The following is a 20,328-nucleotide window of genomic DNA, read 5'->3' as shown; positions in this document are numbered from 1 at the left end:
TTCGAGTTATCTGTTTGTGGTAGCGGTGGCAATTGTCTGTGGCTGGTGCTGGTCAATCGACGCTTTACTAGCAGCCACTAGTGCAGATAAGCGCACTTGCCGGTGCTGATACGCCAATACCATGGCAGCTGCTTTGACATGCCCAAAGCCTTTCACCTGACTAGGCCACTCTAGGAAATGAATGACCTTTTCCACATCGACTTGCGGTAGGTATTTCATTACCGATTCGACATCACTCATATAGTCATCACGCAGTTGCCTTTCGGCTTTGCGCTCTTTGGTGCGACCAAAGACATCTAGCCATGTCCCACGGAAGCGCCTCATCCAAGCTAGCGCTTTAAAGCCTTTTAGCAACCACTGCCCATAGACAGACTTCACCGGCACGCCTTTGGCGTTATGCTTTGCCATCAGTGGTGGCGCTAAGTGAAACTTCAGTTGGAAATCACCTTCGAAAGATGCCTTCACCTGCGCGATAAAATCGGTATCGGTATAAAGCCGTGCGACTTCATATTCGTCTTTATAAGCCATCAAGGAAAAAAGCTGATTCGCAACGGTTTCAGCCAAGCGCTGACCGCCTTTGGTTAAAGCATGCCGTACGAGCACCTGAAAAGCCTCTGCATAATCGGCATCTTGATAATCCGTCAGTCGTTTGACACGATCAGTTACTAATTCGTCGATGGTTTTTGTTGTGCGTTTTAGCCAATGCACCATGGCGACATCGGGCATCCCTGCGGCAAGTTTGACGGCGGTAAGATCGACAACGGCTTTGCGCCCCCAAGCAAAGGCGGCCAAGTTCATCTCTACACTCACTTCGTTTAGACGAATCGCCGCTTCAATCGAGGCAACAGAGAGTGGAATCCAACCTTGTTGCCATGCATACCCCAGCACAAACATATTGGTCGCCAAGGCATCACCAAACAAGGCAGTGGCTAATTGGGTAGCATTTACGGTAGCGACTTGCAAACTACCGTGTTCCACCCTATCGAGCAGATTGGCGGGTTGTGCATCCCAATCTCGATTTTGGGTAAACGCGCCAGTAGGAGATATATGGGTATTAATCAGGCTCCGGCTTCGCTCTGGGGTGAGCATATTCATCACATCTTTGCTGGCGCTGACAACTAAATCCCCGCCTAGCAGTACATCGGTATCACCTCCGGCAATACGGGCAGAATGCAAGTTGGCTGGGGTTAAGCCAATTTTGACATGCGAGGTGACTGATCCTCCTTTTTGCGCCAACCCTGCCATATCCAGCACCAGCACCCCCTTACCTTCTATATGGGCAGCCATGCCTAATAAAGCGCCAATGGTGACCACCCCAGTACCGCCCACACCAGTAATCAGAATGTTATAAGCGTGTTTGCCTAATACGGGTAAGGTAGGCTCCGGCAGATTGCCAACCGGTGCCAACGCTTTCGGTTGGGCTTTTTTCAGTTGGCCACCTTCAATGGTGACAAAGCTAGGACAAAAACCGCGCAAGCAAGAGAAATCTTTATTGCAAGCCGACTGATCGATCGTGCGCTTACGGCCAAGCGGAGTTTCTAATGGCAAAATCGACACGCAATTCGATTGTTTTCCGCAATCGCCACAGCCTTCGCACACATGCGGGTTGATCATGACGCGACGAGGTGGATCAACCAGCACTTGCCGTTTACGGCGGCGGCGTTTTTCTGCCGCACACGTTTGGGCATATAGAATGACCGAAACGCCTTTTTCCTCTCTGAGCTGCTCTTGTATCGCCATCATGTCATCACGGTGATGCACCGATACACAGTCTGGTAAACCGCCTTCGGTCTCGAAGTGGAACGGGTCATCCGACACCAAACAAATACGATCGACCCCTTCGGCATGCACCATGCGGGCAATTTGCTGAACACTTGGCGCACCTTCTACGGGTTGCCCGCCTGTCATCGCCACCGCATCATTAACCAGGATTTTATAAGTGACATTTACCCCTGTCGCAATGGCGTAGCGAAGTGCCAAAGAGCCGCTATGCATCAACGTACCATCGCCCAAGTTCACAAACACATGTTTAGTTTTGGTAAACGGTGCCTGGCCAATCCATGCCACACCTTCGCCACCCATCTGGCTAAAGGTTTCTGTGCGGCGGTTCATCCACATCGCCATATAGTGGCAACCAATCCCAGCTAGGGCGCGACTGCCTTCTGGTACTTGGGTAGATGTATTGTGTGGGCAGCCAGAACAAAAATACGGGACGCGCTGCGCGAGGCTTTTATCAGGACGGACAAAGCCTTCAGATGCGGTGCACACAATATGGTGAGCAGACACCAGCGACATGAATCGCTCATCCCCGCACACTTTGGCTAACCGGTTGCCAATTACACAGGCGATTGTCGTTGGGGTGAGCTCCCCATTAGGAGAGAGCAAAATTCCACTTTTCGGGACCTTCACCCATTCGCCGGTTTCATCGTACTTACCCACCACCCTTGGGCGGTTTGGCGCGTTATATAGGTGCTCTTTTATTTGGTACTCTAGGATTTGACGCTTTTCCTCTACCACCAGAATCTCTTCTAAGCCTTCGGCAAACGTCTGAATACATTCTGGTTCTAGCGGCCAAGACACCCCAATTTTGAGTAAGCGAATCCCCATTTTGGAAGCCGCTTCCTCATCAAGGTCGAGCAGCGCTAACGCCTCTAAAACGTCTTGGTACGATTTACCGGTAGTGACAATCCCTAATTTTGGCGTGGGGGAATCAATCACTAATCGGTTTAAATTGTTTAAGCGAACGTATTCGAGTAAGGCGTATAAACGCTCTCTTTGCAGCCGATTTTCTTGCTCAAGCGGAGGGTCTGGCCAGCGAATAGAAAATCCATCTTGCGGAACAGGATAAGTATCGGGAATTTTGATATCGACGCTCAGCGGATCTATCTCAAACGAGGAAGAAGACTCGACTGTATCTGAAATGGTTTTAAACCCGACCCAACAACCCGAGTAACGAGACATCGCCCAACCATGCAAACCAAACTCGATAAATTCGGTCACGGACGACGGATTCATCACCGGAATCATCGCAGCGATAAAGGCATGTTCACTTTGATGAGGAAGGCTAGATGATTTGCACGCATGGTCATCCCCCGCCACAAGCAATACCCCGCCATGCGCAGATGTACCAGCAATATTGCCATGCTTAAAGACGTCTCCGCACCGATCCACACCAGGGCCTTTCCCATACCACAGAGAAAACACCCCATCGACTGAGACATTCGGGTCCATGCTTACTTGCTGAGTTCCCCAGATAGCCGTCGCTGCTAATTCTTCATTCAGACCGGGGGTAAATCGAATTTGATGACGATCGAGAATCGCTTTGGCTCCCCAAAGCGCCTGATCTAGCCCACCCAATGGTGAACCACGATAGCCAGAAACAAATCCGGCTGTATGTAGACCCTCTGCTTCATCCCGCGCTTTTTGCGCCAGCAATAAACGCACCAACGCTTGAGTGCCACTCATGTACACTCGACCGGTTGCTTGCGTGTATTTGTCTGTCAGGGAAATCTGCTTATTCATCAGACACTCCTTTACAGCGCCAACTGTCACGAGCGGCATGCGTTTACACACACTCGTTACAAGCTAACCGATTATGTCGGCTAGTGGCTCAACACATGTTTGGATAAAAACTGCGCTTCGCTCTTATGCACGCTAAGCGCTTGTTTTTTGGATAGAAAAACCAAGCTACCAGATTGCATTTTTTAACGATTGTGTACCGGAGTATAGACAGGCAAAACATGCATTGCGAGTAATTTCGATGCTGCAATGCAGGAAGATATGAAGAGAATTTCAGGAAAATTTTGAAGAATACTCAATGGCTTTCCCCGCTGCTTTCCCCTTGGCGAGTAGGCTATTCTTTATTAGCTGGGGTTCAAAACGTTAGCGATGATTGTGCTGTTGCAGTGCAACTTTTTAGTAGAGAAACATCGGAATGGTCATCAATATTCTCATGCCAACAAAGGGCAAACAGTGGACGGGAAAAGTCCAATCATTGAAGTTATCCCAATCCCCTGACTAGGTTAAAGAGATACCTTCGGTAATTCATCCCAGCGCGTGGTGTAACGGGGAGATAATCTTTCTCTACGCATTTCCCACCCGTGGTACAACTCACTCGCTAATTTGATTTTTTCTGCGCCAAATCGCCGGCTAATCTGATCCATCGCGAGCATCAGCCCTGCTCGTTTTGGGGCAGATGTAGGTGGTGGCGCAAACAAATCTTGTTGTTCGATCTGCTTTGGACGCACGTCTACCAGCATAATGCCCGCTTTCTTATAGGCATAGCCCGCACGGTAAAGCCGATTTAGCACTTGCTCGGTATACGCTTGCAATACCAAGGTATCATCAGAAGGCACTGGCAACATGCCTGTCATCGACGCGTGGTATTGCGCTTGTCCTGGTTTGAATGGGTTCGTCCGAATCATGACGACCACCCCGGCAGCGACCGATTCTTGTTGCCGCAGCTTTTGCATCGCCCTGCACAGGTGATGAATAATGGCCGATCTTAATACCGGCAATGCGGTCACTTCTTTGGCAAAAGAGCGGCTACACATAATCTGCTGTTTATCTGGCGCAGCCGCTTCTAGCGGCAGGCAAGAAATCCCCCTAAGTTCGAGTACCGTTCGTGCCAGTACCGCACCAAACTTCGTTTTGATTTGCTCAAGATTGGCATCACGCAATTGCCTGACGGTAGAAATCCCCATCAAGCCCAACCGCTCTACATACCGGCGCCCTACCCCCCAAACCTCTTCAATACCAATCTGTTCCATCCATTCGGTTTGCTCAAGATGACTCAGGCTAGAAAAATCAAACACGCCTTCTGTCTCTGGCCGTGTTTTTGCCAAATGGTTGGCTAGTTTTGCTTGGGTTTTCGATAACCCAAACCCCACGCCAATCCCCAACCCTGTGCATTGTTTGATATGGTCGCGCATAAAAGCGCCATGCGTCACCGCTTGGTTCAAACCAGATGGGTAATACAAAAAGCATTCATCAATACTGTAAACCTCTATCGCCGGCGCCATTTCAGCAAACAAGGTCATGATGCGGTTACTCATATCGCCATACAGCGTATATTGAGAGCTAAATACCGTCACACGGTGTTGCCGGATCAGATCACCACACTGATGCAACGGAACTCCCATCTTAATCCCAACGGCTTTTGCCTCTTTGTTACGGGCAATAATAGAACCATCGTTATTCGATGCCACAATGACAGGCCGTCCTTGCAAATCAGGCCGAAAAACCTGCTCGCAAGACGCATACATACTGTTCACATCTGCCAATGCCCACAACGCACTCATTTCACCAACCTTCTCGCCAAACCCACCACTACACCCCAGACGTACCAATCTTCTCCGGCAAGCTCGGCCCGTTCATTTTCTTGCCAACGACGCAGTTTCATTTCCCCTTCTAGGCAAACAACCACCAGCGCACCCAGCCAAGGACGGACGCTTTTGTCGACAACCAGAATATCCCCCGTATTCACCATTTCAGAGGGAATTGGCCTTGCGGTGTAATTCATAAAAAAGGTGCTAGCGGGGTGTGTGACCAATAGTTCTTGGATGTTTAGTGGTTCATCTAGGTAGTCATTCGCGGGGCTAGGAAAGCCCGCTACCACGCGGCAAGCCATTAACGGGTAAGTGCGTGCGGGGTGCGTCACATCAACAGGAAGAATAACAAGCTGGTTCATGACCACATTATAGAACGATCGTTCTATTAATAAAAGATCCGCCTAGATAAAAAAATACCCCTTGTTGCCAAGGGGTAAATGAGAGAGTTAGAGAGAGTTGACCAGTTTGATGGATTTACTTAATCACACTGACTGGTTTCCAGTTATTGCTTGAGAATTGGTTGACCGTTACGGCACCATTTTTGATGTCACCTTCTGGTGTAAATTGCAGCATGCCTGTCACCCCTTGCAACCGGATCTTGGCTAATGTTGGTAGGTACACTTTTGGATCTGCCGAATTGGCTTCAACCATCGCACTGATAAGGGCGGTCATCGCATCGTATTCATATGGGGCGTAGACTTGTACATCCATTCCAAAACGTTGTTTAAAACGTTTAAAAAAAGCCGCACCTTTTGGCATTTGATCACGCGGCAAACCCGCCACCGTGCAATAGACATTCTGATCCATTCCCGAACCAGATAGCTTAATCATTTCAGGCGAACAGGCACCATCACCAACAATCAAAGCAGACTTTATGCCAAGACGACGCATCTGTTGTAGCAATGGCCCTGCCGTTGCATCCATTCCGCCATAGACAACGACATCTGGCATGCGCGCTTTTACTGACGTTAGAATTGCCATCCAGTCAGTGGTTTTGTCAGTACCATATTCTCTGGCAATAACCTGCCCTTTTAATGCTTTTACCTTTTTATCGACCTGATCAGCCAAGCCTTGGCCATAAGCAGAGCGATCATCAATAATGGCGATCTTTTTTCCTTTGAGATGATCCACCGCAAAGGTCCCCATCGCGCCACCTTGTTGCACATCGTTCGCTACCACGCGGAAGGTTGTTTTAAAACCTTGTAAGGTATATTTTGGATTGGTCGCAGAAGGGGAAATCTGTGGGATACCCGCTTCATTGTAAATCTTAGAGGCAGGGATACTCGTACCTGAATTAAGATGACCAACAACGCCTGCAACCTTCTGGTCTACTAGCTTTTGCGCAACAATGGTAGCTGTCTTCGGGTCACTTGCATCATCTTCTGAAATTAACTCAAATTTGATGATCTGGCCCGCAATTTTCAGTTTTTTGGCGTTTGCATCCTCAATCGCCAAGAGTGCCCCAGCCTCGTTATCTTTACCCAAATGGGCAATCGGGCCTGATAATGGGCTCACTTGGCCGACTTTCACGGTCATATCGGCTTGTGCCTGCATTGCCAATAACACGCCACTTGCTGCATATATCCAATGTCTCATCACTTCTCCTCGTTGCTGACAAATAGCCAGCCATACCGATGTAGGCTGGCTGGTAAACCTTAAAGAAACTGCTGCTGTAGTACTTGCTGGCTAATTTGTAAGATATTCGCCCAGAGTGCTTTTACATGTTCTTCTTCTGTATGGATGGCACCAATAGAAATACGCACCATCCACTGCCCATTAAGCGTTGCAGGTGTTACATAAGCCAAACCGCTATGATTAAGCGCATCCGCCCATGCTTTCGTAAAATCATCTAGCTGATTAGTAGGTAAGTTGTTGGGGGTGAAGCGAATGCAAACGGTTTGCAGATGAACTGGCGCCAGAACTTCCCAATCAGGAGTAGAAGAAACTGTCTTGGCAAACCACTGCGCGTTCGCCATGTCTCGGCGCAGGCGTTTTTGCAAACCAGTTACCCCCTGATCGCGAATCAAACACCACAGTTTTAGCGCACGGAAACGGCGTCCAAGTGGAATACCCCAATCCCGAAGATTTTTAACCTCAGAATCTACGTTCGATTGCAGGTAACTCGGATTGGTACTCATTACCCGAATCAAATGTTCTGGGTCTTTCACATAATAAAGCGACAGATCAAACGTTGCGCCTAGCCATTTATGCGCATTGAGAACTAAAGAATCTGCTTTTTCGATACCGTCCCACATCCAGCGACATTCCGGCAAAATCATCGCCGAGCCCGCCATTGCAGAATCCACATGGAACCAAATACCGTACTCATGAGCAATATCACCAATCGCGGATAATGGATCAACTGCCGTTGTGGTGGTCGTACCGGTTGTCGCGACAACAGCGCAAGGATGAAGACCAGCGGCGATATCATCCGCAATGGTTTTTGCCAACGCTGATGGGATCATCGAAAAATCAGCATCGGTTTCGATGTAACGAATATTGTCTTTACCAAAGCCAGCGAGTAATGCGGCCTTATCTACCGAACTATGCGCATGAGCGGAAACATAAATCATCAAGGGGGCTCGTTGTGCTTGCAGACCACCTTTCACCAACGCATATTGGCTTGCTTTTTCGCGTGCAGAAATGAGCGCAACTAACGTACTTGTCGATGCGGTATCTTGAATAACCCCTTGCCAACCTTCCGACAAGCCAACCATTTGGCGCATCCAGTCGGTTGCAACCTCTTCTACTTCAGTCATTGCAGGACTAGATTGCCAAGATAACCCCAATACACCTAAGCCGGTACTGAGGTAGTCACCCAAAACAGAAGAAAGCTCGCTATTAGAGGGGAAATAGCCAAAGAACCCCGGGTGCTGCCAATGCGATAGCCCTGGCATGATGATCTGTTTCATGTCCTGAAATACAGCTTGGAAGTCTTCCCCGTTTACTGGTGGCTGGGTTGGTAATTGTTGTTTGATGCTACCGGGACTCACGGTCGACATCACAGGAAAGTCACTTAAATCATTGCGATAATCCGCAATCATGTCGATAAGTTGATGGCCATATTCTCGGAACTGTTCTGGTGTCATGTTTGCCTCTCTTAGCTAGTTGATGCATCGGCGCCAAGCAGCGCTGCAATGACAAGCATTCTAGGGAGGACAGACACAAAAGCAGTATCACCTAAATGCGATAACTCCTATCGCAAATCAGTAAAGTATCGATAAGCGGGGTTAATTACCCACTAAGGGATAACTACCAATACTAAATCGAGAATCAGACCAATACTGCTTTACCAGATGGCGAAGCCATTGATGGGCGGGATCGAAGTGAGTGCGCTCATGCCATAACACATAATATTGAAACATGAACGAAGTAAAGGGAATGCTCACCCATTTCACTGCAAATGCTTGCCCCAGATGTTCAGCAATATGTGTTGGGACAGTCATAATAGATTGCGTTCGTTCTACTAACCGAAAGGCAGACTCGAAAAATGGGACCTCATACGAAATATTCCGCTGCAATTTTTGACTAGCTAGATGCCGATCAAGATACCCATCTTTATCTCCCCCTCCGGTGATTTTGACATGCGGATACGCACATAAACTCTTTTCAGTGAGTGGTAGGCTTAGTAAAGGATGATCATCACGCATGACCAAACACGGATGATCTGTCCCCAAAAGTTTGCCATGTACTTCTGGCGGAGGAGATTCGAGCATTGTCGTCACGAGGTCTAATTCGCCTGTCGCCAATAGACCAATAAGCTCAGGTCTCCACGTCTGAAAATGAAGATGAACAGAGGGAGATTTCTCAGCTACATAGGCAACTAGATCCGGAAGAATGTGCTGAGCTACATAATCTGATCCGGCCAAGTGAAACGTTTGACGACACGCGCTAGGATCAAATCGATCTGCGGTGAGTAAACCGTCAAGATCGGCCAATAGCTTCTTCAATGGCACAACTAATGAAATTGCTCTAGGGGTTAGTACAAAATGGCGACCATCGCGCACCAACAAAGGATCATCAAATAATAAACGTAATTGATCTAACTGCCGGCTCACTACCGATTGACTAGAACCTAATTGAATGGCTGTATGACTAAGATTGCACGTTGCCAAGAGGCTATCTAAGCATCGAAGTTGCGTAACCGATAATTGCCCCATGTGCATAATATTCATTCATTTCTATAGATGGATAAGCATGGCTAAATCAACAATGCCATGACCATCAAGCCTAATCAAAAATTCATTTTACAATACACCTAAACCGGCAAATGCTTCGCGTTTTGACCTAAAAAGACCATTCCTTTATTTTACATATCACTAGCTATCCACTTTTAATGCCTTCACTCATCAAAAATAGATGAATGCCAGCAAAAATGTCTATTACAATTCACTAACCAGCAACGGCATTGTCGATACACAGGTGGCAAACTAATCCTGGACTTAGTCATCTAATCTGGCACGCATTCATTCATCTCATTGTTTAGTTATGTGCATAAATTTTATTCCCCCTTCTGCCGAGCAACTCCAGCAGCACTTTAAAGTGAAGTTAGCTGCGCCTGATACTTGGCCAGCAGAAACGTGGCAAGACTATGCTGCGCCAATTATTTTAAGCACGAACAATCAGCCAGAAGCAGTGTTGGCTAGTTACGGAATGGTGCCTAAAGCTCATCTCCCCAAGGGGGTGCGCTTATCGACGATGAACGCACGGGCTGAAACAATTGGTGAGTTAAAATCATACCGTTATGCATGGCAAAACCTGCAACTTTGCCTTGTTCCCATGCTCGGTTTTTTTGAGCCATGCTATGAATCTGGCAAGGCTGAACGCTGGCAAATTAAAATGGCAGATGACAAACCGTTTGCCGTGGCGGGGCTTTGGCGCACATGGCAAGACGACACCGGGCTAATTAGCCATGCCTTTACCCAAATCACCATGAATGCAGACCACCACCCGCTGATGAAGCGGATGCATAAACCAGATGATGAAAAGCGAAGTTTGGTGGTAGTCAGACCAGAAGAATACGATGCCTGGTTGTCTTGCAGACACCCCGATGAAGCGCGGAGTTTTATTAGAGACTTCCCTGCCACTGACATGCAGGCGTTTTATTCGCCCAAAGCCAAAGTAGCCCCAGCATCGAGCAACTTCAGTTTGTTTTAAGTGTTAAGACGCAATGTAAGATGGAGAAAAGGGAGTGATGTCATGAATCGCCCCCTTTTTTCAGAAAAATAAAATTGCATACAAATATTTTGTATCAATATATATTGAATATAAAGTATTTGTTCATTATTTGATCGTAAACCCTATTTTGCCGAATCGTCGCAATGGCTTTGTTAAATCGACCAACCAAGGCTTGATTTCCCAACCTCACCACAATACCTTCCCCCGTGCCCATATATTTACTATCTCGGATCGGAGAGCCAACCAATTCATAACCTTTACCAGCCGGGGATTGCAAGAAACCATCGTAAGAAGAGACCATGTCATTGATGGCAATATCAATTTCCCCGGCAACCAAAGCTTCGTACATTTTGTCGGTAGACGGATAGCCAATACTCTTAATTTGAGGATATCGACCTTTGATAAGATTGGCGTAAGTCGTGCCTGCCTGATAACCAATCACTTTATTTTGTAAATCAAGATTAGTGATATACACCGATAAAAACTTCCCTTTCTTGGCGACAAAACTGCCTGGGGTCTGCGCATATTTATCGGTGAAGGCCACAATTTTCTTGCGCTCCTCTGTAATCGTCACCGTAGAAATAGCAGCATCTACTTTGCCGGCTGCCACATTAGGAATAATGTTTTCCCATGGGGTTTTCACAATCTGGCAAGTGACTTTCATTTCCATACAAAGGGCGTTGGTAATGTCTACATTAAACCCCTTCATTTTGCCTCCCTCCATATAATCATACGGAGGGAGTGCTCCTTGGATAGCAATTTTTAAGGTTTCTGCATGCAATGCGCTACAGAGGACACCGGCTAGCATGCCCAGCTTGAACAACAACTTCATGATTAACTTTCAAGAATTAGTGAACTTTGACGGATGGGTGAATTTTTCGGTCAATGAATTTACCCAGCACTTTAAGAATGGTTTTGTAAGTACCACCAACATAGACGAGATGCTTGATGTAGTTCGTTACATAAATCAACTTGGCAAAGCGCCCATAAACGGGCAATTGGCTACGCGGATTGATTCGATTCAAACTACCCAGCGTTGCAGAACGGCCAACAGCAATGATCGAGCCGTAATCTTTATAAACAAAAGACTGCAACGGACGATCTTTTAGTAGTAAGCGCAGGTTTTTCATCATTAACGGCACTTGCTGAGTGGCCGCTTGCGCACGGGCTGGCACGGGTTTTCCGTCTAACACACAAGCAGCAGAATCCCCTAGAACAAAAATAGAAGGATCATCAATCGACTGTAGTGTGGGGTGAACAGGTATTTGGTTAATTCGGTTGGTGGTGACACCAGAGATATTTTTAAGAAACTGAGGAGCTTTCACACCCGCAGCCCAAACAATGATATCGATATTATCAATCGTACCTTCACTGGTTTCTAATGAACGCGCAGAGACAGACTTTACCGCAGTAGATGTTTGCACCGTCACATTCATTAAACGAAGCTTTTCGAATACATCAGTAGAGAGCTTTTCGGGAAGATGCTGCAAAATTCGGTTACCTGCTTCAATAATTTGAATTTTTACCTCGTTAAATGCATCAATCTTTTCTCGGCCATAACTAGTTAACTCTGAAATAGTGTCGCGAATTTCTGCCGCTAACTCTACCCCAGTCGCACCACCACCAATAATCACGACTTTCACCGCACTTTTGCCTAGCTTTTCTTTCTCTGTAGACGCACGAATAATGTTATTAACAAGGCGCTGATGCAGTACCGTCGCTTCTTTAATTGAATTCAAACAAATGGCATGTTCTTGCACACCGGGGGTAGAAAAATCATTGGTTTGGCTACCTGCTGCGACAATCAAATAATCATAGGCAATTTCACGCTCTGGAATAATGACGTTTTGTTCGTCATCTAAAAGCGGATCAATCACTACTTTTTTATTTTCTGTATTGACCCTAGAAACGGCGCCCAGACAAAACTTGAAACCATGCCATTTTGCCTGTACGACATAATCCATCCCCTCTTTAGCTGGATTAAGACTACCAGCCGCGATCTGGTGTAAAACCGGTTTCCAGATATGAGAACGTGCTTTATCTATTAAGATAATATTGAAGTCTTTTTGAAAAACTTTTGCTGCTTTCGTCGCCAAAGAAAGTCCAGCTACACCCCCACCGATTACCACTAAATTTTTCTTCATACATTGCCTAGTAAGTTGAATTTTTTTCTTATTTTATACATTCACATGCGGTTTAAAAGCGACATAAATTCTCATATTGATTCCAATATGGAATGAATAATTTAAAAATAAAAAAAGCCACATGCAAATTGCATGTGGCTCAACAGAGTATAAGGAGAGGGTTCGGAAATTAAATTCCGCGCTTTACTTCAAGCGTATTCCACTTGCCAGACTTAAACTGGAAAATGGTTGCTGCGGGAGCTGTCAAATCGCCTTTTGCATCAAACTGAATCTTGCCTGTGATGCCATCAAAAGTAACAGACTTCAATGCGCCCAAATATTTAGCCGGATTAGCTGTACCTGCTTTTTGCATCGCAGTAATTGCGGCCCAAGTTGCATCATAAGCAGCAGGAGAAGACTGGATCACACCTACGCCATACTTGTCTTTCAACTGCTTATCAAATTTTGCACCTCTAGGCATGTTTTGCAATGGCAAACCATAGTTCCAAGCGTACATATTCTCTGCTGCATCACCTGCCATTTTTACGAAGTCATCGTTTGGCAAGTTACCAATGTTCATGAATGGAATAGCAACACCCAAGTTTTTCATCTGCTTTGCCATTGGCGCTGCTTGATAATCTAGGCCCGCAAAGAACAATGCATCTGGTTTAGACGCTTTAATAGAAGTCAAAATCGCGTTGAAATCAGTTGATTTATCGTTCGTAAACTCACGTACAGAAACTGCACCACCCGCTGCCTTCACCGCTTTTACCACTTCATCAGCCAAACCTTGTCCGTAAGCAGTACGATCATCAATCACCGCTACTTTTTTCGCCTTCAGGTTTTTAACCAAGTATGAACCGGCATAACGACCCAGTGCAGAGTCATCATTTACTGTACGGAATACAGTTTTGATACCTTGATTAGTTAGAGCTGGGTTGGTAGAAGAAGGAGAAATCTGAGGAATACCTGCTTCTGCATAAATCTTAGAAGCGGGAATACTTGCACCAGAATTGTAGTGACCAATTACTACAGATACTTTTTCATCCACCAAACGCTGGGCAACCTGAGTTGCTGTTTTAGGATCACCCGCGTCATCTAACGCGACCAAAACAAACTTAGCAGTTTTACCATCTAACTTAATTTTTTTTGCATTTGCTTCTGCCAAGGCAATTTCTACACCGTGCTGAACATCCGCACCTTGGTGAGCAGATGGGCCTGACAATGGCGCGGCAAAACCGATTTTGACGGTTAGATCTTCTGCCAATGCATGAGACATCACACCTGCAGATAACAGGCACGCTACAACAGCTGATTTTGAGAACTTACTACGCATCACTCTCTCCATAACGAAAGTATCGAGTTTCATCAAAAAACAGCGACATTAATGAAGTCGCTATCCAATCCATACGATGTGCATGTATGTTGTATGATAACAGACATCATTTATGTGTCAATAAAGCATTTGCTAATAAAGACAAGTTACAAAAATATGAAGATACAAGTTAAAACCTTTATATTTCAGCAAGTTGATATCTTGTCATACCAATTCATAATACATGTGATAACATACTAATGAATTTAAAAAAATAGTTTGCCAGCTAAATCTAACGGGAATATACAAATAGAAAAGCAGGTATCTCTGTACCTACTGGGAGTAAAAATATGACAGAAGCGATCAAGGCCCGTCGCGGAAACCTAACGCAGATTGTTATTGAAGAAATTACCAAGCGCATTGACAATGGAATGTACCCTGCCGGAGATAAACTACCGTCAGAAAAAGACTTAGGCATTGAATTTGGGGTGAGCCGCACAGTGATTCGCGAAGCTGTCGCATCTTTACGGCTAGGTGGTCAATTAATCTCTAAGCAAGGTGTTGGTGTTTTTGTTTGTGAGCGTGACACCAAAAAAATTGACATCAGTGTTTCCAATGCTGGGGATGATGTTCGCGTTGCGTTACAAGTACTAGAGTTACGTGTCGGCGTAGAGAATGAAGCCGTTGCACTAGCCGCCGAACGCCGTACTCCGCAAACATTGTCTGAAATTACAGCAGCATTTGATCGTTTTAATGCATTAGATGGTAAAGATGTAGATGCAGAAGCTGAAGCCGACTTTGCGTTTCACTTAGCCATTGCCAAAGCCACGAACAACCCGCAATTCCCCCACTTTCTAGAAGCGATTGGGAAAGACATTATTCTCGATTTGCGTCTAAAACATACCAAATCTGGTGGGCAAAGTAGACAATCGCATATCAAGAAAATTGCACGTGAACATGGTGCGATTTTATCCGCGATTACAGAAGGTGACGCGACCCGTGCTCGCCAAATGTTGCGTAAACATTTAGAAGAAAACCTGACACGCTACCGCCGCATTCTGAACCCTGCAACACAAGCGGATGCTGCAGATAACGACTAAACTGTTGACTTGCAAAAAACCCAAAAGGACGCCAGATACATGATCTGGCGTCCTTTTTTGTGACTAGCAGTCAAGGCTAAGACTAGTGATCACGTCTCAATACACAGGTATTTGATTTCCAAGTAATCATCAATCCCGTACTTGGACCCTTCCCTACCCACGCCAGAGGCTTTCATACCACCAAATGGGGCGACTTCCGTCGCAACCAAGCTAACGTTGATCCCCACCATGCCGTATTCGAGCTTGGAAGACATTTTCCAGATACGCTTATTGTCGTTGGTGTACAAGTAGCACGCCAAGCCGTATTCGGTATCGTTAGCTAGACGAATTGCATCTGCCTCGTCTTTAAAAGCAAACACCGGCGCAATAGGACCAAAGATTTCTTCTTTGGCGACGCGCATGTCCTCACTCGCATAGGCAACTAGTGTTGGCTCAAAGAAAGTGCCCGGCAGATCACCCACCTTACCACCTGCAACAATCTTGCCCCCTTTCGCTTTGGCATCATCCACCAAGGCAGTCATAAATTTCACGGCCTTCGCATCAATGACTGGGCCACTGGTCACACCAGGCTCCATCCCGTTACCAAGCTTCAATGCATTCACCGCAATGGTAAAACGCTTGATGAACTCTTCGTAAACGCCCTCTTGTACCAAAATCCGGTTGGCACAAACACAAGTCTGACCAGAGTTGCGGAATTTAGAAACAATTGCGCCTTCGACCGCAGCATCTAGATCGGCATCGTTAAACACGATAAATGGTGCATTGCCACCCAGTTCCATCGTGACTTTTTTCACGGTAGAAGCAGATTGCTCCATTAGTTTGATACCAACAGAAGTAGACCCTGTGAACGAGAGTTTACGAACAGTTGGATTGGTACTTAACTCTGTACCGATGGCACCAGAATCGCCCGTAACGACGTTAATTACACCAGCCGGAATCCCTGCCTGCTCTGCCAAGTAACAAAGCGCTAATGCAGAGAACGGGGTTTGTGAAGCAGGCTTAATCACAATCGTACAACCTGCAGCCAATGCTGGCGCAGCTTTACGGGTAATCATGGCGGCCGGGAAGTTCCACGGTGTTACCGCCGCACAAACACCCACTGGCTCTTTCATCACGACCAATTGGCGATTGCGTTGCGTTGCAGGGATCAAGTCACCATACACGCGCTTGCCTTCTTCGGCGAACCAATCCACATAAGCAGCGGCAAATGCGATTTCACCCATCGATTCGGCAAGCGGTTTACCTTGCTCGATAGTCATGATCAGCGCCAAATCAGCCTGATTTGCCATAATCAGATCAAACCATTTGCGCAGCAAGGTACCACGCTCTTTCGCGGTGTATTCTCGCCATGCTTGGAAGGCGACGTTCGCCCCTTCAATGGCGACAGCTGTTTCCGCCTTCCCCATTTTGGGCACCACGCCAACTAGCTCGCCATTCGCAGGGTTAGTGACTTCAATCACGCCCCCTTCTGTAGCTGACAGCCATTGGCCGTTGATCAAGCATTGGTGACGAAGGAGATCTGGATTCTTTAATTGCATGACAGCCCCCTTATTTGCTTTGCAACTTCTGAGCATTTTGACGAATTTCGGACAGACTCATGCGCGGTGTTAATGCTTCTGGGTCAATACGAATTTCGATTAGCGCCGGTTTACCCGCCGCTTGGCAACGCTCGAATGCGCCAGCAAATTGAGAGGTCTCGTCCACCACTTCGCTATGCAGGCCATAAGCAGCGCCCAGCAAGGCAAAGTCTGGGTTCACCAAATCTGTACCAGATACACGCGCTGGATAAGTACGCTCTTGGTGCATACGAATGGTGCCGTACATGCCGTTATTAACGACGATAAAGATCACATTCGCACCGTACTGCACCGCAGTTGCCATTTCCTGACCATTCATCATGAAGCAACCATCACCCGCAAATGCGAGTACTGGCTTTTTCGGGAAAGTTAGCTTTGCAGCCACTGCAGCTGGCACACCATAACCCATTGAGCCATTGGTTGGGCCAAGTTGTGAGCGATAGTCACGGTACTGGTAGAAACGATGTAACCAGCCAGAGTAGTTACCCGCGCCATTCGTCAAAATGGCATCTGACGGTAGGGTTTTACGCAAATACGCCATGATCTGGCCCATTTGTACATTGCCTGGCGATACTGGGCTTTCCAGATTGCCAACGTAGGCATCGCGCAATACCTTTGTCCACTCAGCCCAAGCAACTGAGGCGGCAGGTTTTAGTACCGACATTTTACGAGCAAAGTCACGCATACCGGCATTCACTGGCAAAGTGGCTTGGTAAACGCGGCCAAGCTCTTCTACGCCCAAATGCACATGAATCAACTTCTGTTTTGGCACAGGGATATCGACTAATGCGTATCCACCCGTGGTCATTTCACCCAGACGCGCCCCCACCACCAACAGTAGATCAGCGTCTTTTACCGCTTGTACCAAGCGAGGACCAGCAGCCAAACCTAAATCGCCCACGTAATTTGGCAAGGTGTTGTCGTAAAAGTCTTGGCAACGGAAAGAAGCGGCGACCGGCAGGTTGTAAGCTTCAGCAAACGCACGCATGTTGTTAATCGCGGTTTGATCCCAGCCAGAACCACCAACCACCAATAATGGACGCCGTGCTTGCGCCAAGTGCTGTTCAATACGTGCGACATCTTCTTGGCTAATTGCAGGTTCCACTTGTTTGTAAGGACCCGCATCTGGCACAGCGACCAAATCGCACAGCATATCTTCTGGTAGTGCAATCACCACAGGGCCTGGACGACCATTCACGGCGCGGTGGAAGGCTTGGCTAATTAGCTCTGGTAGACGAGCTGCATCTTCTACTTGCACGACCCATTTCGCCATCTGACCAAACATGCGACGATAATCGATCTCTTGGAAGGCTTCGCGCTCTTCCTGATCCCGCGCTACTTGACCAACAAAAAGCAGCATTGGGGTTGAATCTTGGAATGCGGTATGCACACCCACTGAAGCGTTAGTTGCCCCAGGGCCACGGGTTACAAAACAAATGCCCGGTTTGCCGGTTAACTTGCCATAAGCATCTGCCATATAAGCCGCGCCACCTTCTTGGCGACATACGATCAGATCGATATCGTCTTTAGCATCGTGTAATGCATCCAACACCGCCAAATAACTTTCGCCTGGCACGCAGAAAATGCGTTCCACGCCATGAATCTTCAACTGATCAACTAAAACCTGACCACCGGTACGTTTAACTTGCGTATTCATTTAATATTTTCTCCACTCGAGACCGGCTTAGATCACGGATTCTTCAAGGAATGGTTTATTCTGGATAACCCGCTCATAGCCCAACAAAGACAGGTCGAGTGTTTTGTATTGACCGTAGGTAATCATTTCGCTTAGGCCACGCCCCACCGCTGGCGACTGTTGCAGACCATGTCCACTAAAGCCATTCGCAAAATGGAAGTTAGATAACTCTGGATGCGGTCCAACAATCGCGTTATGGTCCAGCACGCAGTAGTCGTAATGTCCTGCCCATGAATTGACGACACGAATTGCTTCGAATGCAGGCACGCGCTCAGCCAAGAAAGGCCAAACTTCCTCATCAAACTCATCATGCAATACGTTAAAGTCGTCTACATCTGCTTCAGGGTCATGCTTAGGATAAGTACCACCTAGGTAATATTTACCTTCTTGACGGAAGAACACGCCACTTGGGTCGATCATCAATGGAACCACACCTTCTAGCGGCGTTTCACATTCAAAGACAAACAAGTTTCGTTTACGTGGCTCAACCGGGATATTTAGCCCTGCCAAGCGGGCAATTTTCGGGCCGCGTGTACCTGCAGAGTTCAGCATCTGGCCACACTGAATCGTTTCGCCACTTGCTAAACGAACAGCAGTCACCTGTTTGCCATCCGTTACCACATCAACGACTTCATTCTCGATGTATTCCACACCTAAGCTACGCGCCTTTTTGCGGAAAGCACTCATCAATCCGTAGCTATCAAACCAACCTTCACCACGCAAGCCGTAACTACCACCCGCAATCGAATCTAGGTTTAGCCAAGGAAATTTCTTGCCTAAACCTTCTGGGTTCAGTAGTTCGATCTCTGCACCACAGCTTGTTTGCGTATCATGATTACGCTTTAGCACTGGGTACTGTTCTTCGTTGGCTAGATACAAATAGCCATTTTCATGGAAAGCTAAATCTGGCTTGTCGCCATCAACTTCTAGCAATGTGCCCGCATTACGGACAAACTCCGAACCAAACATCGAGATTTCAATGTTCAGTTTGTTAGAAAACTGGTGACGAATCGAGCTGCTAGACAGTGCTGTAGCCGATTTTGCGTAAGTCCAATCACGCTCGATAACCAACACTTTGCCGTTGAAATCCGGGTTAGAGGCCAAGAAGTAAGCGGTCGAACTACCGACGACACCACCACCGACGATCACGACATCGTAGGATTGAGAAGTTGCTGTTGTTCCCATCAATATTTACTCCGCCTTATTGATCTTCAAAATGGCCGTCAGCTGCAAAACCACCACCGTGATACACAATCGCCGGGGCAAATGGATCAGGAGTCGGGGTTGCTGCAAACATCTTTTCACGGAATACATCTGCGGTATCTTTCGGACGGTAGCCAATTACCGATGCCTTGGTGTTATCCCAGAAAGATTCGCAGTTATCCGACATGCCATAAATCACGGTAAAACCAACGCGGGCAGCGATAAGCGATTTAGAAACCATCTGTACGAAATCATCGTATGACTGCCAAGTGGCCAACATGCGGCGATCCATTGGCTCTGGGAAGCAAGATCCGATGCGGATACACACCGATTCGATACCAAATTTATCGAAGTAATAACGCGCCAAATCTTCGCCAAAGGCCTTACTCAAGCCGTACAAGCTATCTGGGCGATGCATCACATTAGAATCAATGGTCTCGGTGCGATCATAAAAACCGATAGCATGGTTTGAGCTTGCAAAAATAATGCGCTTTACGCCATTTTTACGTGCTGCCTCATACACGTTGTAACTACCAACAATGTTTGAATTCAGGATGTTATTAAAGGTGTTTTCACGCGCCACGCCACCCAAGTGAACAATGGCTTCTACATCCTTGGTTGCCGCTAAAACCGATTCCAGATCCGCCAAATCGCACACTTGCAATTCTTCATTGGCAGCTGCAGAGCCCAACTCCATACGGTCAGTTAGGCGTAGGGTTTCGGCAATATCAGCCAAGCCAGCACGCAACACTTTGCCAAGTGCGCCTGCTGCGCCAGTAATCAATACACGTTTGAAATGTTTCATT

15 protein-coding genes are annotated in these 20,328 nt (G+C 47.0%); 2 read left to right on the top strand and 13 right to left on the bottom strand.

Features of this window, described 5'->3' with window-relative positions; translation table 11 throughout:
• Positions 1-6: 6 nt before the first annotated feature.
• From LIN78_RS14020 to LIN78_RS13995, 6 genes are all read right to left on the bottom strand, one after another.
• Positions 7-3,522 carry an indolepyruvate ferredoxin oxidoreductase family protein gene (locus LIN78_RS14020; RefSeq protein WP_227181469.1) on the bottom strand — a complete coding sequence of 1,172 codons (3,516 nt, stop codon included), beginning with the start codon at positions 3,520-3,522 and terminating at the stop codon, positions 7-9.
• A 500-nt stretch (positions 3,523-4,022) separates the two neighbouring features.
• Positions 4,023-5,300, bottom strand: coding sequence for a Y-family DNA polymerase (locus LIN78_RS14015; protein WP_227181468.1), 1,278 nt, complete (start codon positions 5,298-5,300; stop codon positions 4,023-4,025).
• Positions 5,297-5,689, bottom strand: a complete 393-nt coding sequence (locus tag LIN78_RS14010; protein WP_227181467.1) for a S24 family peptidase — start codon at positions 5,687-5,689, stop codon at positions 5,297-5,299. The genes LIN78_RS14015 and LIN78_RS14010 overlap by 4 nt, the downstream gene beginning before the upstream one ends.
• Before the next feature lie 115 nt (positions 5,690-5,804).
• Complete coding sequence (locus LIN78_RS14005) at positions 5,805-6,926, bottom strand: branched-chain amino acid ABC transporter substrate-binding protein (protein ID WP_227181466.1); 1,122 nt, start codon at positions 6,924-6,926, stop codon at positions 5,805-5,807.
• Positions 6,927-6,985: 59 nt separating this feature from the next.
• Positions 6,986-8,419, bottom strand: coding sequence for a pyridoxal phosphate-dependent decarboxylase family protein (locus tag LIN78_RS14000; RefSeq protein WP_227181465.1), 1,434 nt, complete (start codon positions 8,417-8,419; stop codon positions 6,986-6,988).
• A 141-nt stretch (positions 8,420-8,560) separates the two neighbouring features.
• A complete protein-coding gene (locus tag LIN78_RS13995; RefSeq protein WP_227181464.1) occupies positions 8,561-9,505 on the bottom strand; it encodes a LysR family transcriptional regulator in 945 nt (314 codons plus the stop codon).
• A 313-nt stretch (positions 9,506-9,818) separates the two neighbouring features.
• On the opposite strand from LIN78_RS13995, the gene LIN78_RS13990 reads away from it, so the two are divergent.
• Entirely contained in the window at positions 9,819-10,487 is a 669-nt protein-coding gene (locus LIN78_RS13990) for an SOS response-associated peptidase (protein ID WP_227181463.1), read from the top strand.
• A gap of 94 nt (positions 10,488-10,581) precedes the next feature.
• Here the strand turns inward: LIN78_RS13990 and LIN78_RS13985 are convergent, their stop codons facing one another.
• From LIN78_RS13985 to LIN78_RS13975, 3 genes are all read right to left on the bottom strand, one after another.
• Positions 10,582-11,340, bottom strand: coding sequence for a transporter substrate-binding domain-containing protein (locus LIN78_RS13985; RefSeq protein ID WP_227181462.1), 759 nt, complete (start codon positions 11,338-11,340; stop codon positions 10,582-10,584).
• A gap of 16 nt (positions 11,341-11,356) precedes the next feature.
• Positions 11,357-12,652, bottom strand: coding sequence for an NAD(P)/FAD-dependent oxidoreductase (locus LIN78_RS13980; RefSeq protein ID WP_227181461.1), 1,296 nt, complete (start codon positions 12,650-12,652; stop codon positions 11,357-11,359).
• Between the two features lie 169 nt (positions 12,653-12,821).
• The gene (locus LIN78_RS13975; RefSeq protein WP_227181460.1) at positions 12,822-13,967 is read right to left on the bottom strand and encodes a branched-chain amino acid ABC transporter substrate-binding protein; all 1,146 of its coding nucleotides are present in this window, start codon (positions 13,965-13,967) and stop codon (positions 12,822-12,824) included.
• 329 nt (positions 13,968-14,296) lie between these two features.
• Between LIN78_RS13975 and LIN78_RS13970 the strand changes: the two genes are divergently transcribed.
• Positions 14,297-15,046: a FadR/GntR family transcriptional regulator gene (locus LIN78_RS13970; protein WP_227181459.1), complete on the top strand. Its 750-nt coding sequence runs from the start codon at positions 14,297-14,299 to the stop codon at positions 15,044-15,046.
• A gap of 89 nt (positions 15,047-15,135) precedes the next feature.
• Here the strand turns inward: LIN78_RS13970 and LIN78_RS13965 are convergent, their stop codons facing one another.
• The 4 genes from LIN78_RS13965 to LIN78_RS13950 are packed head-to-tail and all read right to left on the bottom strand — an operon-like array spanning position 15,136 to position 20,327.
• Complete coding sequence (locus LIN78_RS13965; protein WP_227181458.1) at positions 15,136-16,584, bottom strand: NAD-dependent succinate-semialdehyde dehydrogenase; 1,449 nt, start codon at positions 16,582-16,584, stop codon at positions 15,136-15,138.
• A 10-nt stretch (positions 16,585-16,594) separates the two neighbouring features.
• A complete protein-coding gene (locus LIN78_RS13960; RefSeq protein ID WP_227181457.1) occupies positions 16,595-18,280 on the bottom strand; it encodes a thiamine pyrophosphate-binding protein in 1,686 nt (561 codons plus the stop codon).
• A 27-nt stretch (positions 18,281-18,307) separates the two neighbouring features.
• The gene (locus tag LIN78_RS13955) at positions 18,308-19,504 is read right to left on the bottom strand and encodes an NAD(P)/FAD-dependent oxidoreductase (RefSeq protein ID WP_227181456.1); all 1,197 of its coding nucleotides are present in this window, start codon (positions 19,502-19,504) and stop codon (positions 18,308-18,310) included.
• Positions 19,505-19,520: 16 nt separating this feature from the next.
• On the bottom strand, positions 19,521-20,327 hold the full coding sequence (locus tag LIN78_RS13950) for an NAD-dependent epimerase/dehydratase family protein (RefSeq protein ID WP_227181455.1): 807 nt from the start codon (positions 20,325-20,327) through the stop codon (positions 19,521-19,523).
• Position 20,328: the final 1 nt, after the last annotated feature.

This window comes from Leeia speluncae (assembly GCF_020564625.1).
Lineage (GTDB): Bacteria > Pseudomonadota > Gammaproteobacteria > Burkholderiales > Leeiaceae > Leeia > Leeia speluncae.
Note: the sequence above shows the minus strand (reverse complement) of the source record. Positions and strands in the feature narration are given on the sequence as shown.

Excerpts from the sequence above, each read along its gene's own strand:
- LIN78_RS13960 (WP_227181457.1), bottom strand. The coding sequence starts at position 18,280 with ATGAATACGCAAGTTAAACGTACCGGTGGTCAGGTTTTAGTTGATCAG.
- LIN78_RS13980 (WP_227181461.1), bottom strand. The coding sequence starts at position 12,652 with ATGAAGAAAAATTTAGTGGTAATCGGTGGGGGTGTAGCTGGACTTTCT.
- LIN78_RS13950 (WP_227181455.1), bottom strand. The coding sequence starts at position 20,327 with ATGAAACATTTCAAACGTGTATTGATTACTGGCGCAGCAGGCGCACTT.
- LIN78_RS13985 (WP_227181462.1), bottom strand. The coding sequence starts at position 11,340 with ATGAAGTTGTTGTTCAAGCTGGGCATGCTAGCCGGTGTCCTCTGTAGC.
- LIN78_RS14010 (WP_227181467.1), bottom strand. The coding sequence starts at position 5,689 with ATGAACCAGCTTGTTATTCTTCCTGTTGATGTGACGCACCCCGCACGC.
- LIN78_RS13965 (WP_227181458.1), bottom strand. The coding sequence starts at position 16,584 with ATGCAATTAAAGAATCCAGATCTCCTTCGTCACCAATGCTTGATCAAC.
- LIN78_RS14015 (WP_227181468.1), bottom strand. The coding sequence starts at position 5,300 with ATGAGTGCGTTGTGGGCATTGGCAGATGTGAACAGTATGTATGCGTCT.
- LIN78_RS14020 (WP_227181469.1), bottom strand. The coding sequence starts at position 3,522 with ATGAATAAGCAGATTTCCCTGACAGACAAATACACGCAAGCAACCGGT.
- LIN78_RS14005 (WP_227181466.1), bottom strand. The coding sequence starts at position 6,926 with ATGAGACATTGGATATATGCAGCAAGTGGCGTGTTATTGGCAATGCAG.
- LIN78_RS13990 (WP_227181463.1), top strand. The coding sequence starts at position 9,819 with ATGTGCATAAATTTTATTCCCCCTTCTGCCGAGCAACTCCAGCAGCAC.
- LIN78_RS14000 (WP_227181465.1), bottom strand. The coding sequence starts at position 8,419 with ATGACACCAGAACAGTTCCGAGAATATGGCCATCAACTTATCGACATG.
- LIN78_RS13970 (WP_227181459.1), top strand. The coding sequence starts at position 14,297 with ATGACAGAAGCGATCAAGGCCCGTCGCGGAAACCTAACGCAGATTGTT.
- LIN78_RS13975 (WP_227181460.1), bottom strand. The coding sequence starts at position 13,967 with ATGCGTAGTAAGTTCTCAAAATCAGCTGTTGTAGCGTGCCTGTTATCT.
- LIN78_RS13995 (WP_227181464.1), bottom strand. The coding sequence starts at position 9,505 with ATGAATATTATGCACATGGGGCAATTATCGGTTACGCAACTTCGATGC.
- LIN78_RS13955 (WP_227181456.1), bottom strand. The coding sequence starts at position 19,504 with ATGGGAACAACAGCAACTTCTCAATCCTACGATGTCGTGATCGTCGGT.